This is a genomic window from Streptomyces smyrnaeus, from assembly GCF_017676345.1.
GTDB lineage: Bacteria > Actinomycetota > Actinomycetes > Streptomycetales > Streptomycetaceae > Streptomyces > Streptomyces smyrnaeus.
Map to the genome: position 1 here is coordinate 26,392 of NZ_JAFFZM010000029.1, position 16,063 is coordinate 42,454.

A 16,063-nucleotide genomic window follows, 5' to 3' on the forward strand; every position below is an offset into this window, starting at 1 on the left:
CCCTGTGGCCATGCGCAGCCCCACCGACAACAGCGCGGACGGCCCCGAGCCCGCCGCCCCCGATGCCGAGGCCACCTGCCTCGGCTACCTCGAACTGCTCACCCGCGGCGCCCCGGCCGAGGCGTACGACGATCCGGCGGCGTACGGCGATCCGGCGTCGCCCGCAGCGTCCGCAGCGCCCGCGGCGTCCGTGGCGTCCGCGGCCACCCGGCTCCCCGGCGCCGACTCCGGGACCGGCCCTGGCGCCGACCCCGGCGCCGGGAGCGGGGCGCGGGCCGGGGGCGGAGTCTCCGCCGCCGAGCGCGGCAAGCAGCTGGCGTTGCGTATCCGCGCCGAACTCGAAGCCAGGCGGCGGCGGGAAGCCGAGCTGACGGCGCTGTTCGAGACGGTGCACGACCTGGCCGGGCTCCGCGACCTGGACGACGTGCTGCAGGCCATCGTGCAGCGGGCCCGCCGCCTGCTGAGCACCGAGGTCGCCTATATGACGCTCAACGACCCGGAGCGCGGCGACACCTATATGCGGGTCACCGAGGGCTCGGTCTCCGCCCGCTTCCAGCAGCTGCGGCTCGGCATGGGGGAAGGCCTGGGCGGGCTCGTGGCGCAGACCGCGCGCCCCTACGCGACCCAGAACTACCCCCGCGACGCCCGCTTCCAGCACACCGACGCCATCGACAGCGGCGTCGGCGAGGAGGGACTGATCGCGATTCTCGGAGTGCCGCTGCTGCTCGGCGGCCGGGAGGTCATCGGCGTGCTGTACGCGGCCGACCGACGGGAGCGTGTCTTCGAACCCGAACAGATCGCACTGCTGCGCTCGTTCGCCGCGCACGCCGCCGTCGCTCTAGACAACACCCGGCTGCTGTCCGAGACGACACAGGCGCTGGCCGGACTGCGGGCGGTCAACGAGACCATCCGCCGCGCCTCCGACGTGCACGACCGGCTGACGGAGCTGGTGCTGCGCGGCGGCGGGGTGGACGATGTGACCCGGGCGCTGGCGGAGGTGCTGGGCGGGCGCGTCGAGTTCGGCGAACGCGCCGAGTTCGCCGAGCACGGGGAGCGGGCCGACACGGCCTGGACGTCGGCCATCGAACGCTCGCGCCGCGACGGACACGCCGTACGCGAGGACGGCACCTGGGTGGCCGCCGTCACCGCGGGCGGCGAACTGCTGGGCGCGCTGCTGCTGCACGGGCACGCCGAGCTGGCACCCGTCGACCAGCGCACCCTGGAGCGCGCCGCGATGGTGACCTCACTGCTGCAACTCGCCCGCCGCTCGGCGGGCGAGGCCGAACAGCGGGTACGGGGCGAACTGTTGGACGACCTGCTGGACGCCGCCCACCGCGACCCGCATCTGCTGCGCGACCGCGCCGCCCGGGTCAACGCCGACCTGGACCTCCCGCACACCGTGCTGGCCGTGCGACTGGACCCCTCCGGGCAGGGCACCCAGCCACCCGACGAGGTGGACCGGCAGCGCCTCTGGTCGGCGGCCACCCACCTCGCCGCCACCCGCCACGGCCTGGCCGCGACCCGCGACGGCGGCCCCGTCCTGCTGCTGCCCCTGAGGCGACCGGGCTCCGGGCGGACCGTCGACGGCGGGGACGGAGCCGTCTCCGGAACCGCCCGCCAGGTCGCCGCCGAGCTGGGCCGCGCGGTCGGCGGACCGGTCACCGTCGGCGCCTCCGCGCCCGTGCCCTCCCCCGCCGCCCGCCCCGGCTCCGTCGCCGCCGCCTACCCGGAGGCCCGCCGCTGTCTGGAGGCGCTCAGCCTGCTCGGCCGCAGCGGCGAGGGCGCCGCCGCCGAGGACCTGGGCTTCCTCGGGCTGCTGCTGACCGACGCGCGGGACGTGGCGGGCTTCGTACGCCGCACCCTGGGCCCCGCACTCGACTACGACGAGCGGCGCGGGACCGAACTGGTGGCCACCCTGGACGCCTACTTCGCCAGCGGTGCGAGCCCCGTACGGGCCAAGGAGATGCTGCACGTCCACGTCAACACCGTCGCCCAGCGGCTGGAGCGGGTGGGCCGGCTGCTGGGCGACGACTGGCAGGAACCGCATCGAGCGCTGGAGATCCAGCTCGCGCTACGGCTCCACCGGCTGACGGGTGCCCTCGGCGGCTGAGTCGGGCGATCCGCCCGCGCCGGGCGCGGGGGCCGCATCCCGGCCGCCCTGCTCCCCGGCCGCCGCCGGCTCGCCCACCGTCGCCAGATCCCGCTCCCGCGTCTCCGCCGCGCAGGCCAGCGCCACCACGGTCAGCAGCGCGGCGGCGATCACATACACCGACACCATCGCCGACCCGTCGTACTCCGCCAGCAGCGCGGTGGCGATCATCGGCGCGGGCGCGCCCGCCGCCACCGAGGAGAACTGCGCCCCGATCGAGGCACCCGAGTACCGCATCCGGGTGGCGAACAGCTCGGAGAAGAACGCCGCCTGCGGCGCGTACATCGCCCCGTGCAGCACCAGCCCGACCGTCACCGCGAGCGTGATCCACCCGAAGTCCCCGGTGTCCAGCAGCGCGAAGAACGGGAAGATCCACGCACCGACGCCGACCGCGCCCAGGAAGTAGACGGGGCGCCGCCCCACCCGGTCCGAGAGGGCACCCCACAGCGGAATGACCGCGAAGTGCACGGCGGAGGCGATCAGCACCGCGTTCAGCCCGGTCTGCTTGGACAGATCCAGATGGTCGGTGAGATACACCAGCAGGAACGCCGTCAGCACGTAGAAGCTGATGTTCTCCGCCATCCGGGCTCCCATCGCCACCAGCACATCACGCCAGTGGTGCCGCAGCACGGCCAGCAGCGGCAGCTCCTCCACGGCGCTCCCGCCGGCCTTGCGGTCCTGCTCCTTGCGGGCCTCCGCACGGGCGCGGGCCTCCTGGAAGACCGGCGACTCGTCCACGGCCAGCCGCACCCACAGACCGACCAGCACCAGCACCCCGGAGAGCAGGAACGGCACCCGCCAGCCCCAGCTCTCGAACGCGCCGTCCGACAGCAGCGCCGTCAGCGCCGCCAGCACCCCGGTCGCCAGCAGCTGACCCGCTGGCGCCCCGGTCTGCGGCCAGGACGCCCAGAAGCCGCGCCGCCGCGGATCCCCGTGCTCGGAGACCAGCAGCACCGCACCGCCCCACTCGCCGCCCAGCGCGAAGCCCTGCACCAGCCGCAGCGCCGTCAGCAGGACGGGGGCGAACGCCCCCACCGTCGCGTGGGTGGGCAGCAGCCCGATGGCGAACGTGGCACCGCCCATCAGCAGCAAGCTGATGACCAGCAGCTTCTTCCGGCCGACGCGGTCGCCGTAGTGACCGAAGACCAGGGCCCCGATGGGCCGGGCCGCGAACCCCACCGCGTAGGTGAGGAATGCCAGCAGCGTGCCGACGAGCGGATCGGAGTCCGGGAAGAACAGCTTGTTGAAGACGAGCGCGGCGGCCGAGCCGTAGAGGAAGAAGTCGTACCACTCGATGGTGGTACCGACCAGGCTGGCCGCGACGATCCGGCGCAGCGAGCCGGGACCGGCGGCGGGAGCGCGCCCCGGCGACTCCGGGGACGAAGAAGGGGAGACCATGCCGCCGCACGCTAGGGAAACCCGCCGCCGCCCCCCATGTGGCGGCACCCCACACTTCGCCGTCCCGCTGTGCGGTGGGGCCCCACCTCGTCCAGGCTCCGCAGGGGGACGCGTAGGCTCTCGGGTATGGCCGACGCACCGTACAAGCTGATTCTGCTCCGCCATGGCGAGAGCGAGTGGAACGCCAAGAACCTGTTCACCGGCTGGGTGGACGTCAACCTCACCGAGAAGGGCGAGAAGGAGGCGGTCCGCGGCGGCGAGCTGCTCAAGGACGCCGGCCTGCTCCCCGATGTACTGCACACCTCCGTGCAGAAGCGCGCGATCCGCACCGCGCAGCTGGCGCTGGAGGCCGCGGACCGCCTGTGGATCCCCGTGCGCCGCTCCTGGCGGCTGAACGAGCGCCACTACGGGGCGCTCCAGGGCAAGGACAAGGCGCAGGTCCGCGACGAGTTCGGCGAGGAGCAGTTCATGCTCTGGCGCCGCTCCTACGACACCCCGCCGCCCGCCCTGGAGGACGGCGCCGAGTTCTCGCAGAGCGACGACCCCCGCTACGCGGGCGTCCCCAGCGAGCTGCGGCCCCGCACCGAGTGCCTCAAGGACGTCGTCGAGCGGATGCTGCCGTACTGGTTCGACGGCATCATCCCCGACCTGATCGCCGGGCACACCGTGCTGGTCGCCGCGCACGGCAACTCCCTGCGCGCCCTGGTCAAGCACCTGGACGGGATCTCCGACGAGGACATCGCCGGTCTCAACATCCCCACCGGCATCCCGCTCACCTATGAGCTGGACGCCGACTTCCACCCGGTCAAGAAGGGCGGCACCTACCTCGACCCGGAGGCCGCCAAGGCCGCCATCGAGGCCGTCAAGAACCAGGGCAAGAAGAAGTAACCGAGCAAGCCGACACGATCGAGCCCCCTGCCTGCGGTCCTCCCGCCGGGCAGGGGGCTTTCCGGTCTCCGGATGCGATCACCGTGTGCCCGCCGGACGATGGCGAAGGCGTCCACAAGGACGAGGGGGTCGAGCGGGACGAGGGAGAGTGCGCGATGGCGGGACTTGTTCGCAAGAGCTTCGAAGCACCTGATGAGGTCCGGCCCTTCGAAGGGGGCACCGGGCACCTGGAAGTCGTCGACCTGGGTGGGGAGCTGGGCAGGGCGACGTTCCAGCCGGGCTGGCAGTGGTCCAAGCACGTCAAGCCGATCGCCGGGACCGAGAGCTGCCAGGCGGCCCACACGGGCTATGTCGTCTCCGGGCGGCTGAAGGTCGTCATGGACGACGGCGAGGAGGCCGAGTTCGGTCCCGGAGACGTCATCGACGCCCAGCCCGGTCACGACGCCTGGGTGGTCGGGCAGGAGCCCTGCGTCATGATCGACTGGAAGGGCTACGCGGGCTACGCGAAACGCTGAGGACCCGAGGGGCTTGGAGCCCCGGGACCTGGGGCCTCGACGCCCGGCGGCGCGGCAGCGGACAGCGGTCCGGCGGTTCGGTGACGGCGGGGCGATGTCGGCCCTTGCGCATACGCTCGGAACATGACCACCCATCCCACCTCGGCGCTGGCGCGGCGGTTGCTGCCGGGGGAGCTGACCGCCGGGGGCACGCCGCGCCCGGAGCGGGTGCGGCGCAGCGCGCGGGACTGGGCCGTCGATGTGCTGCTGTTCGCCTGGGCCGTCCTGTGCTGGGCGGTGCTGTTCGAGCAGGTCGAGTCCAAGACGTATCTGCCCGGGTGGCTGGTGGCACTGGACCCGCCGCTGGGGGCGCTCGCCTGCCTGTCGCTGTGGCTGCGGCGGCGCTGGCCGCTGGGGGTGGCGCTGGCGGCGGTGCCGGCCGCCGCGCTGACGGACACCGTCGTCGGGGCGCTGGCCGTCATCATCTTCAATCTGGCGCTGCGCATCCCGCCGCGAGCGGCCGCGCTGGTGCTGCTGCTGCATCTGGCGGCCACGCTCCCCTACGTCCTGTTCTACGGGGTGCCGCACGAGGAGCGCTGGACGGTTGCCGTCTTCGTGCTCATCTTCTACCTGCTCTTCTTCACCTGGGGCAGCGCCACCCGGGCCCGGCGGCAGCTGGTGCTCAAGCTGCGGGAGGACGCGGTGCGCGCGCAGGCGGACCATGAGCGGCGGCTGGCGGACGTGCGGCGGGCCGAGCGGCGGGCGATCGCCCGGGAGATGCACGATGTGCTCGCGCACCGCGTTTCGCTGCTGTCCGTGCACGCGGGCGCGCTCGCCTACCGCACGCGGCGCACGGCGGCGGGCGAGGGCGCGGCGTTGGACGACTCGGAGATCGCCGAGAGCGCCACCGTCATCCGCGACAACGCGCATCAGGCGCTGGAGGAGCTGCGCGATGTGCTGCACGTCCTGCGCGAGGACGAGAAGGAGGAAGCCCCCTGCCCCGGTGGGCGCCCGGGCGAGCCCGGCGGCAGCGGGGCGGTCGGAACCTCCGACGGTGCGCGGCCGCAGCCGGATCTGACCCGGCTCGGTGAGCTGGTCGACGAGGCGCGTGCCGCGGGTCAGACCGTCCGCTTCGACCAGGAGCTGCCCGAGCGGGTCGACGGCGAGGGCGGCTGGCCGCTGCGCCCCCAGTTGCAGCGCACGGCCTACCGGGCGGTTCAGGAGGGGCTCACCAACGCGCGCAAGCACGCACCCGGCAGCCCGGTCCAGGTGCGGGTGGCGGGCACCGTGGGGGAGGAGCTGACGGTGCGGGTCAGCAATCCGCTGCCCGGCGCGCGCGAGCCGAGGCGCGGCGAAGCGGTGATCCCTGGTGCCGGTGCCGGGCTGACGGGGCTGCGGGAGCGGCTGGAGATCGAGGGCGGCACCCTCGCCTACGGTCCGGAGAACGGCAGGTTCACGCTGCTGGCCCGGTTGCCGTGGCCGCCGCCGGAGACGGGGTACGAGGCGGGGCCGTAGCGCGGGGGCGCGAGAGGGTCTGGGAGGGCGCGCGAGGCGGGGCCCTGACCCGTCGAACCGGTCAGGGCCCCGCCTCGTGCTCCCTCAGGACTTCCCGCGGTCAGCCGCAGGAGCCCCCGCAGCTGCAGGGTCCGCCCGACTGGCAGCCGCATCCGCAGCCGGGGCCGCATCCGCAGGCTCCCACCAGAGGCAGGTGCCGGGCGTCCGAAGGTGTGGTCGGCGGCTGCTCGGCCGTGGTCCGGGGCGATTCGGGGGAGTCGGCCATCGTGCCCTCCTCGGCAGGGACAGTCATGGACAGGACATGACACAGTCCCATTGCACGCCGGACAGGCACCGGCGCATCAAGGGCGCGCGGTTGCACGCGTGGCCGACCACCGGCAACGTGCGCGGGAACGGCTCCGCACCGTCCCGCGCACGTGCCTGATCAGTGGTTCTCGCCGGACGCGGCTGCCTCGTCCGAGGAGGCGGTCGCGTCGGAGCCGCCCGCCCCGCTGCCCCCGCCGCTCTCGGCACCGCCGGTGGCGGCCGCCAGCGCGGGGTCGATCTCGTCCGCGTAGTCGCCGGTCACCAGGTAGACGACCCGGCGGGCCACGGACACGGCGTGGTCGGCGAACCGCTCGTAGTAGCGGCCCAGCAGGGTGACGTCCACGGCGGTCTCGATGCCGTGCTTCCAGCGGTCGTCCATCAGGTGCTGGAAGAGGGTGCGGTGCAGCAGGTCCATGGCGTCGTCGTCCTGCTCCAGCTGCATCGCCAGGTCGACGTCCTTGGTGATGATGACCTCGGCGGCCTTCGCCATCAGCCGCTGTGCCAGCTGCCCCATCTCCAGCAGCGTCGCCTGCAGGTCCTGGGGGACGGCGGACTCGGGGAAGCGCAGCCTGGCGACCTTCGCCACATGCTGCGCCAGGTCACCGGAGCGCTCCAGGTCGGCGCTCATCCTCAGCGAGGTGACGACGATCCGCAGATCGGTGGCGACCGGCTGTTGCCGGGCCAGCAGCTGTATCGCCCGGGTCTCCAGGTCCCGCTGGAGGTCGTCGACCTTCTCGTCGGCGGCGATGACACTCTCGGCGAGCTTGAGGTCCGCGTCCAGCATCGCCGTGGTGGCGCGCCCGATCGCGGAGCCGACGAGCCTGGCCATCTCGACCAGGCTGTCCCCGATCGAGTCCAGCTCCTCGTGGTACGCGTCCCGCATGGCTGTCCTTCCCTACGCATGGATTGTTCTCGTGAGGCGCACGGCCCCAATCGTTTCTGCTGGGGCGCTGCGGCCCCGGTCGTGCTGGTGGGGGGCGCTCGGGCCCCTACGATCCCACGGTGCGCCCGAAATGCGACCGGTTCCGCCCCCCACGGTGAACCGAAGGCGCCTTGAGGGTTAACACTGGGCGACAGCTCTTTCGGTCGCCCCCTCCAGGACTGGGGCACTGTCGTAAGAGGCGCATAACCTGGCTGTATGGACGTTAATGCGGCGGTCGCCGCGGCAGCAGCGATCGCCGGTGTGTGCACCGGCGTGATCGCGATGCTGGCGTTCCGGTGGAGCGAGCGGGAGCAGGCCCGCCCCACCCGCACCTCCCTGCACACCGAGCCGGGGCTGCCCCCGGGCGTCGACACCGTCCTGTCGGTGCTCCGCTCCTCAGCCGTGGTGCTGGACGAGAGCGATGCCGTCGTCAAGGCCAGCTCCGCCGCCTACGCGCTGGGTCTGGTGCGCGGCGGCAAGCTCGCCGTGGAGCCTATGCTGCAGATGGCCAGGGACACCAGGCGGGACGGGGAGATACGGCAGGTCGAGTTGGACCTGCCCCGGCGCGGTACGGGGCGGGGTGATGCCCTCGCGGTTTCCGCGCGGGTGGCCCCACTCGGCTCCCGGCTGGTGCTCCTGCTGGTGGAGGACCTGACGGAGGCCCGCAGGATCGAGGCGGTGCGGCGCGACTTCGTCGCCAACGTCAGCCATGAGCTCAAGACCCCCGTCGGCGCGCTCTCCCTCCTCTCGGAGGCGGTGCTGGACGCCTCCGAGGACCCGGAGGCGGTGGAACGCTTCGCCGGCCGGATGCAGAACGAGGCCACTCGGCTGACCAATCTCGTCCAGGAGCTGATCGACCTGTCCCGGGTGCAGAACGACGACCCGCTGGAGGACTCCGAGTCGGTCAGGGTGGACGAACTGGTGAACGAGGCGATAGAGCGAAGCCGGCAGAGCGCCGACAGCAAACAGATCACCCTTCTCGCGGGCGGCACGGAGGGCCTGCACGTATGGGGCAACCGCGGCCAGCTCGCCGCGGCCCTCGGCAACCTCGTGGAGAACGCCGTCAACTACTCACCCGCCCGCACCCGCGTCAAGGTCGCGGGACGCCTCACCCAGGCCCCGGGCGGCGATCTGATCGAGATCGCCGTCACCGACCAGGGCATCGGCATCTCCGACCGGGACAAGGAACGCATCTTCGAGCGGTTCTACCGCGTCGATCCGGCCAGATCCCGGGCCACCGGAGGCACCGGGCTGGGTTTGTCCATCGTCAAGCACGTGGCCGCCTCGCACGGCGGGGAGGTCACCGTATGGAGCGCCGAGGGACAGGGCTCCACCTTCACCCTGCGGCTGCCCGAGGCGGGCAGCGCGCGGGAGCAGGCCGCGTCCGACAAGGCCGACCGGCTCGGCCGGAACGGCCTGTCCGGCGCACTGCAGGAACCGGCCGCCTTCGACGAGGAAGAGCGGCCGTATGTCGATCAGGCTGATGAACAACTTTCCGCCCCGGAGGTCCTCCCGTGACCCGAGTGCTCGTCGTCGAGGACGAGGAATCGTTCAGCGACGCACTGTCGTACATGCTCCGTAAGGAAGGCTTCGAGGTCGCCGTGGCGGCCACGGGTCCCGAGGGGCTCGACGAGTTCGAACGCAACGGCGCCGATCTGGTGCTGCTCGATCTGATGCTGCCGGGACTGCCCGGCACGGAGGTCTGCCGCCAGCTGCGCGGCCGCTCCAACGTCCCAGTGATCATGGTGACGGCCAAGGACAGCGAGATCGACAAGGTTGTCGGCCTGGAGATAGGCGCCGACGACTACGTCACCAAGCCGTTCTCCTCCCGGGAACTGGTCGCCCGGGTCCGCGCCGTGCTGCGCCGCCGCGGCGAGCCGGAGGAGGTCGTGCCCGCGGCGCTGGAGGCGGGTCCGGTCCGGATGGACGTGGACCGGCACGTGGTCACGGTCGGCGGCGGCAAGGTCGACCTGCCGCTCAAGGAGTTCGACCTGCTGGAGATGCTGCTGCGCAACGCCGGCCGGGTGCTGACCCGGATGCAGCTGATCGACCGGGTCTGGGGCGCGGACTACGTCGGCGACACCAAGACCCTCGACGTGCACGTCAAGCGGCTCCGCGCCAAGATCGAGCCCGACCCGGGTGCCCCGCGCTATCTGGTGACGGTCCGGGGGCTCGGCTACAAGTTCGAGCCGTAAACCGCGCTTGAGGGGGCGGCGCGCCCCGTAAGGGGCGCGGGGAACTGCGCGAGCAACCACAACGTGCCCGCACCGGGCCCAGCACCCTAGCCCCTACGGCGAGAGGCCGCACCCCCCCGCGGGGGAGGCGGCCTCTCGCCGTAGGGCCTGGTGCGGAGTCCCGGGTGCGACCGGCCGTGGGTCGCTGGGGGTACCTCCCGGCCGGAGGCTGGGGGAGCAGTTCCCCGCGCCCCTTCGGGGCGACTCAGTGCCCGGCGTGCTCCTCCTGGGCGCCCGGCGTGCCGGCCGGCGAGGACGAGTCGGCCTCGCCCGGCTTCTCGGACTCGGAGGTCGAGGGCGAGCCGGAGGGCGCCCCGGAGGGCGAGGCAGTGCTGGAGGCACCCGGCTCAGGAGCCCGGCGGGACGGCGAGGGCGACGAGCTGGGGCCGACCGTCTCGTAGGCGCCCTTGGCCGGGACGACCGTCGCACGCAGCTTGACCGCGCCGGTGCGGCTGAGGTCGAAGGTGAGCGGCTGCGCGTTGCCGTCCTTGATGCCCGTCTTCTCCGCGTTTGCGAACACCGCGGAGGCCTTGCCCTTGCCGCCCAGCGCCAGTGAGCCGCCGGCCGGTACGACCAGCTTCTTCTCGCCCTTCGCGGGGCTCAGTTCGGCGCGGGCGCCCTTGGTGCGGATGCCCTTGAGGATCTGATCCTTCTCGCCGTCGTTGAAGATCCGCGCGGTGACGGTCGCCTCGTCGGAACCCGTGGTTCCGGTGACGACGTTGGCGTTCTGGATCTCGATGACCCCGACGTGCGTCGCCGCGTTGTCGGGCTTGATCTCCAGAGTCTGCGCGTCGTTCCCGGCGCCGCAGGCGGTCAGCGAGACGGCGGCGAGCGCGAGGGTGGTGGCGGCGAGGGTGCCGCGACGAAGGCTGCTGCTCACGGCGGCGGCAACTCCTAGGCGAGCTATGGCGGCGGCACGCTCCTCAGGCGCGTGCCGGTCGCAGTACGGATGGGCTTTCGCGTGCGCGCTCAGGTTACCGACAGCCTGTGGACGCCCCGCACCCGACCCTCCGACCCGGACCGCCGACCCGACCCTCCGACCCGGACCGCCGACCGGGACCGCCGACCGGGACCGCCGACCGGGACCGGCCCAGGTCGGGCCGGTGGTGGCTGTCGTCCTTGCCCGTCCCCCTGCCGGCGGGCGCCGACGCGAGTCTGCCCGTCTGCCCGTCTGCCCGTCTGGCTGTCGGCCTGTCGGCTCCTCTGCCTGTCGGCCCGTCTGCGTGTCCGTGCGCCCGTACGCCGTCGAATAGCGTCGGCCGGAGCACGGGTGACCTCCGTACGAGCGATTCCACGGGAATGCGAGAGGTTGATGAAGAATTGATCAACAGCCTCTTGTGCGGCCATTGATCAATTCTTGGGAAAGCGGGAAGGTGTGGTGAAGACGCCACTCCCTACGATCAGACAAATCGGTCAAAGCGGACGTGTCGTAACCCTCTTCCGGGGGCGCCCTCGTGGTGTTTCCAGGGGTGGGCAGAACCGCTCTCACCTGCGAATACCCGCTTGCATTGGCTGGTCGATGCACGATAGAGGGCCGCTTGTCAAGCCCCGAGATGTGCCCTGACCTGCGAAAACGCCATTCAGAAGACGTCGTTCCCGTGTTACCCTGGATAGCCACGGAAGGGGTACCTGACACATGACGTTCAAGGTTGGCGACACCGTGGTCTATCCCCATCACGGGGCCGCGCTGATCGAGGCTATCGAAACTCGCCAGATCAAAGGCGTGGACAAGACCTACTTGGTTCTGAAGGTCGCGCAGGGCGATTTGACCGTTCGTGTACCCGCGGACAATGCGGAGTTCGTAGGCGTGCGCGACGTCGTTGGTTCGGACGGGCTGGACAGGGTCTTCGAGGTGCTCCGCGCGCCGTATGCCGAGGAGCCGACCAACTGGTCCCGCCGCTACAAGGCAAATCTCGAAAAGCTTGCGTCCGGCGACGTGATCAAGGTTGCCGAGGTCGTGCGTGACCTGTGGCGCCGTGAGCGTGAACGCGGCCTGTCCGCCGGTGAGAAGCGGATGCTGGCCAAGGCCCGTCAGATCCTGGTGAGCGAGCTGGCTCTGGCGGAGAACACGAACGAGGACAAGGCCGAGGCGTTGCTCGACGAGGTTCTCGCTTCCTGACACTCGATCTGCCCCACGATGCCGCGGTGCCCGGATGACATCAGTCGTCACCGGGCGCTGCGGCATGTTCGGCAGCATGTCCGGATGTCCGGCTTTCGGCGCCGGCTACGGCGATCCTGCCGGCCCCCGGTGATCCTCGGTCCTCGATGCCGACGATCGTTGCGGGGGCCCGTCCGGTCGTGCAGGGTCGTGCAGGTATGCGTGCCGGGCCAGGGCAGCCGGCTCGACCGATGGTCACGGAAGGGTTCGGTCGAGTGGTTGCGCCCGGCACTCCCCCCAACCTATGGCCGGGGGTACCCCCAGGCCATACCCACCCCGGCTGAGGACACAAACCCTGAACGCGCTACCGATGTCAATCGATTCCACAGACTTCGCCCCATCCGGGGACCGGCGACCCTCCGGCGACGCCGGACCCCGCACCGCCGTCGTCATCCCCGCCGCCGGCAAGGGCGTACGCCTCGGCCCCGGAGCGCCCAAGGCGCTGCGCGAGCTGGGTGGTACACCGATGCTGGTGCACGCCGTTCGGGCCACAGCGCGGGCGCGCGCCGTCGAACTCGTCGTCGTGGTCGCGCCCTCCGACGGCGCACCCGCCGTCCGCACGCTGCTGGACGAGCACGGACTGCCCGAGGTCGCCGTCGTACCCGGCGGCGAGACCCGCCAGGACTCCGTGCGCCTCGGTCTCGCGGCGCTCCCCGACACCGTCGAGACGGTGCTCGTGCACGACGCGGCGCGTCCGCTCGTCCCGGACGAGACGGTGGACGCCGTCGCGCGGACCGTCCGTGCGGGTGCCCCCGCCGTGGTGCCGGCGCTGCCCGTCACGGACACCGTCAAGCAGGTGGAACCCCGCGCCGACGGGGAGCCCGAGCCGGTCACCGGTACCCCCGACCGCGCCCGGCTGCGTGCCGTACAGACCCCGCAGGGGTTCGCCCGCAAGGTGCTCGCCGAGGCGCACGCCCGGCTGGCGGCGCGGGGCGAGGGAGCCACGGACGACGCGGGCATGGTCGAGCGGCTCGGCGTCGAGGTGGTCGTCGTCCCCGGTCATGAGGAGGCGTTCAAGGTGACCCGCCCGCTCGACCTGGTCCTCGCGGAGGCCGTGCTGGCCAGGAGGAGGGCGCACGATGCGTTCTGACGGCGTCGACCGCCCCTCCTCCGCCGATCAGCCGCCCGCCGCTGCCCCACCCCCGCTCCCGTCCCCGCCGCTGCCCCTGGTCGGCATCGGCACCGATGTGCACGCGTTCGAGGAAGGGCGCGAGTTGTGGTGCGGTGGACTGCTGTGGGAGGGCGAGCGGTACGGACTCGCCGGGCACTCCGACGGCGACGTGGCGGCGCACGCGGCGTGCGACGCGCTCTTCTCCGCCGCCGGACTCGGGGACCTGGGCGCCCACTTCGGCACGGCCCGGCCCGAGTGGTCCGGCGCCTCGGGCGTCGCGCTGCTCACCGAGGCGGCTCGCATCGTGCGTGCGGCGGGGTACGAGATCGGCAATGTGGCCGTGCAGGTGATCGGTGTCCGCCCCAAGGTCGGCAAGCGGCGCGCGGAGGCCATGAAGGCGCTGTCGGACGCTGTCGGCGCTCCGGTCTCCCTCTCGGGCACCACCACCGACGGCCTCGGTCTGACCGGTCGCGGCGAGGGGCTGGCGGCCGTCGCCACGGCTCTGGTGCTCCCACACCGTTAGCGGCGGGCCCGCCTGGACGCGAAGGAGCCCGGGCTGTACGCGAAGGAGCCCGGGCCTCCTCCCGTTCTGCCGGACGGCCGTTCCGCCGGACGGCGATGGGGCCCGGGCTGCACTCGCTTCCCAGTTGCGCATCGTTCGCAGTTACAGTTGAGGCGATGTCCTACCTCCTGCGTACCGCCGCGCCCGCCGATGTCGAGGTCGCGCGCAGCGTCATGCTCGACACCGTCTACGGCGATCTGCGGTCCGGCTACGTGCCGCGCTGGCACCGGGACATCATCGATATCGAGGGCACGTATCTGCGCCCGCCGCGCCGCACCCTCCTCGTCGCCGTCGACGAGGCGAGCGGCGAGGTCGTCGCGACGGGCGCGGTCCGCGACCAGGGGCCGCAGGCGCCGCCGAATCCGCCGTGGGTCGCCGAGCGGTTCCCCTCCGGGAGTACGGCGCAGCTGTGCAGGATCTATGTGCGCTCGACCCACCGCCGGCTGGGTATCGCCCGTGCGATGGTGCGGGAGCTGTCGGCCTTCGTGGCGGAAGCGGGCGGCTACGAGGCGATCTATCTGCACACCGATCCCACCGTGCCCGGCGCCGAGCCGTTCTGGCGGGCCATGGCGACGGTCGTCTGCGACGAGCGCGAACTGCCGGGCGGCGGCCAGGGCATCGTCCACTTCTCGCTGCCGGTCCCGGCGCTGTCGGCGGCCCGCTCCGCCGTGTCGGCGGGCTCGCTGACCGCGACCGTTTGTTGAAAATCGCTTCCAGATAGAGTCCGAGTCATGCCCCAGATACGCCGCGCCCGCCCCGCGGGCGCCTTCCGCTTCCGCAGCGCCCCGGCCGCCGTCGCGCTCGTGACCACGGGCGCGCTCACCCTCACCGCGTGCGGGGGCTCCGGTGGCGGCTCGGGCGAGCGGCTGCGGGTCTCCATGGCGTTCCCGCCCGCCCAGTCGATGTCCCCGTACGGGGACGACGCCGTGCTGCTCAGCCGGCTCTCCGTGATCGAAGGCCTGACCAAGCTGGACACCTCCGGGGAGGCCGAGCCGGCGCTGGCGACCTCCTGGAAGCCCTCCGACGGCGGGCGCACCTGGACGTTCCAGCTGCGCAAGGCCCGCTTCCAGGACGGGCGGAAGGTGACGGCCGACGCGGTCGTCCGCTCGATCGAGGAGGCCACGAAGGCCTCGCCCGAGCCCCGGGTGCTCAGCGACGCGGGCGAGCTCAAGGCGAAGGCGAAGGACGCGGACACGGTCGCCGTCACCAGCGGCGAGCCGGACACGCTGCTGCCCCAGCGGCTGGCCAACCCCTCTCTCGCCGTGCTCTCCCCCGAGGCGTACGGCCGGGGCGAGGGCGCCGACAAGGGCGGCAAGGTGACCGTCGCCGGGCACGCCACCGGGCCGTTCACCCTCACCGAGGTCGACGGGGCGGTCAGCGCCACACTTGAGCGCAACGACGACTACTGGGGCGGCAAGGCGAAGGCCGCCGGGGTGGACGTGACGTTCACCGCGAACGGCACCACCCGCGCCAACGCGCTGCGGTCGGGCAGCACGGACATCGCCGAGTACGTCCCCGTCTCGCAGGCCTCCGTGCTGAAGCAGAGTCAGATCGAGGCGGTGCCCACCGCCCGCACCAACAGCCTCTACATGAACACCGGGCGCGGACCGCTCCAGGACCCGCGTCTGCGGGCGGCGGTCCGTTCGGCCATCGACAGCAAGGCGCTGATCAAGAGCGTGTACGAGGGGTACGCGGACGAGCCCGAGGGGCTGCTCGGGCCGGGCGTGAAGTGGGCCGACGAACTGCGTGTCCCCGTCAAGGGCCGGGCGAAGCCCGCGACCAAGGCGCAGGTGAAGAAGGCGCCGACCCTCACGCTCGCCACCTACACCAACCGCCCCGAGCTGCCCGAGGTCGTCACCGCCCTCCAGCAGCAGTTCGAGCAGGCGGGCTTCCGGGTCAAGCAGGTCGTACGCGACTACGCGCGGATGGAGGCCGACGCGCTCGCCGGCAAGTACGACATCTTCGTACAGGCCCGCAACACCCTGCTGGACACCGGCGACCCGGTGTCGTACCTGGAGTCCGACTTCACCTGCAAGGGCTCCTTCAACATGTCGCAGCTGTGCGACAAAGCCGTGGACAAGGCCGTCGACAAGGCGGCGGGCACCGGGTCCACGGCCGAGCGGCAGCGCGCCGAGCTGGCGGCCGAGGCGAAGATCCTGCGCACCGACGCCGTGGTGCCGCTGCTGCACGAGCGCTTCATCCAGGGCGTCGCCGACGACATCGAGGGCGTCTCCCTCGACCCGATGGAGCGCACTCTGGTCACCGCCGACACCCACCGCGAGTGAGCGGAACGCCGCCCTCCCCCAGCCTCCGGCCGGGAGGTGCC

The 16,063-nt window shown here is 72.3% G+C and carries 14 protein-coding genes; 11 read left to right on the forward strand and 3 right to left on the reverse strand.

Annotation, left to right across the window (positions count from 1 at the left end):
- Positions 1-10: 10 nt before the first annotated feature.
- A complete protein-coding gene (locus tag JW613_RS31820) occupies positions 11-2,110 on the forward strand; it encodes a helix-turn-helix domain-containing protein (RefSeq protein WP_245226618.1) in 2,100 nt (699 codons plus the stop codon).
- Here JW613_RS31820 and JW613_RS31825 read toward each other — a convergent pair.
- The gene (locus JW613_RS31825; protein WP_209214334.1) at positions 2,072-3,547 is read right to left on the reverse strand and encodes an MFS transporter; all 1,476 of its coding nucleotides are present in this window, start codon (positions 3,545-3,547) and stop codon (positions 2,072-2,074) included. The genes JW613_RS31820 and JW613_RS31825 overlap by 39 nt on opposite strands.
- A gap of 126 nt (positions 3,548-3,673) precedes the next feature.
- Here JW613_RS31825 and JW613_RS31830 point away from each other — a divergent pair, with 126 nt between their 5' ends.
- From JW613_RS31830 to JW613_RS31840, 3 genes are all read left to right on the forward strand, one after another.
- Positions 3,674-4,435, forward strand: coding sequence for a phosphoglyceromutase (locus JW613_RS31830; RefSeq protein ID WP_209214335.1), 762 nt, complete (start codon positions 3,674-3,676; stop codon positions 4,433-4,435).
- Positions 4,436-4,590: 155 nt separating this feature from the next.
- On the forward strand, positions 4,591-4,950 hold the full coding sequence (locus tag JW613_RS31835) for a cupin domain-containing protein (protein ID WP_209214336.1): 360 nt from the start codon (positions 4,591-4,593) through the stop codon (positions 4,948-4,950).
- A 123-nt stretch (positions 4,951-5,073) separates the two neighbouring features.
- On the forward strand, positions 5,074-6,444 hold the full coding sequence (locus tag JW613_RS31840; protein ID WP_209214337.1) for a sensor histidine kinase: 1,371 nt from the start codon (positions 5,074-5,076) through the stop codon (positions 6,442-6,444).
- A 424-nt stretch (positions 6,445-6,868) separates the two neighbouring features.
- Here the strand turns inward: JW613_RS31840 and phoU are convergent, their stop codons facing one another.
- Positions 6,869-7,633: a phosphate signaling complex protein PhoU gene (phoU, locus tag JW613_RS31845; protein WP_245226619.1), complete on the reverse strand. Its 765-nt coding sequence runs from the start codon at positions 7,631-7,633 to the stop codon at positions 6,869-6,871.
- 255 nt (positions 7,634-7,888) lie between these two features.
- Between phoU and phoR the strand changes: the two genes are divergently transcribed.
- Entirely contained in the window at positions 7,889-9,190 is a 1,302-nt protein-coding gene (gene phoR, locus JW613_RS31850; RefSeq protein WP_099882328.1) for a two-component system sensor histidine kinase PhoR, read from the forward strand.
- Entirely contained in the window at positions 9,187-9,867 is a 681-nt protein-coding gene (gene phoP / locus JW613_RS31855) for a two-component system response regulator PhoP (RefSeq protein WP_099882326.1), read from the forward strand. The genes phoR and phoP overlap by 4 nt, the downstream gene beginning before the upstream one ends.
- Before the next feature lie 244 nt (positions 9,868-10,111).
- On the opposite strand, the gene JW613_RS31860 is transcribed toward phoP, so the two are convergent.
- Positions 10,112-10,786 (reverse strand): copper chaperone PCu(A)C domain-containing protein, encoded by a 675-nt coding sequence (locus JW613_RS31860; RefSeq protein WP_209214338.1) that lies wholly within the window; start codon positions 10,784-10,786, stop codon positions 10,112-10,114.
- Between the two features lie 756 nt (positions 10,787-11,542).
- On the opposite strand from JW613_RS31860, the gene JW613_RS31865 reads away from it, so the two are divergent.
- The 5 genes from JW613_RS31865 (at position 11,543) to JW613_RS31885 (ending at position 16,022) form a co-directional block, all read left to right on the forward strand.
- Complete coding sequence (locus JW613_RS31865; protein WP_016472332.1) at positions 11,543-12,025, forward strand: CarD family transcriptional regulator; 483 nt, start codon at positions 11,543-11,545, stop codon at positions 12,023-12,025.
- 349 nt (positions 12,026-12,374) lie between these two features.
- The gene (gene ispD / locus JW613_RS31870; protein WP_209214339.1) at positions 12,375-13,154 is read left to right on the forward strand and encodes a 2-C-methyl-D-erythritol 4-phosphate cytidylyltransferase; all 780 of its coding nucleotides are present in this window, start codon (positions 12,375-12,377) and stop codon (positions 13,152-13,154) included.
- Positions 13,144-13,698: a 2-C-methyl-D-erythritol 2,4-cyclodiphosphate synthase gene (gene ispF / locus JW613_RS31875; protein ID WP_245226620.1), complete on the forward strand. Its 555-nt coding sequence runs from the start codon at positions 13,144-13,146 to the stop codon at positions 13,696-13,698. Before ispD ends, ispF begins: the two co-directional genes overlap by 11 nt.
- A 155-nt stretch (positions 13,699-13,853) precedes the next feature.
- The gene (locus tag JW613_RS31880) at positions 13,854-14,441 is read left to right on the forward strand and encodes a GNAT family N-acetyltransferase (RefSeq protein ID WP_209214340.1); all 588 of its coding nucleotides are present in this window, start codon (positions 13,854-13,856) and stop codon (positions 14,439-14,441) included.
- 27 nt (positions 14,442-14,468) lie between these two features.
- Positions 14,469-16,022 carry an ABC transporter substrate-binding protein gene (locus JW613_RS31885; RefSeq protein WP_209214341.1) on the forward strand — a complete coding sequence of 518 codons (1,554 nt, stop codon included), beginning with the start codon at positions 14,469-14,471 and terminating at the stop codon, positions 16,020-16,022.
- Positions 16,023-16,063 lie beyond the last annotated feature (41 nt).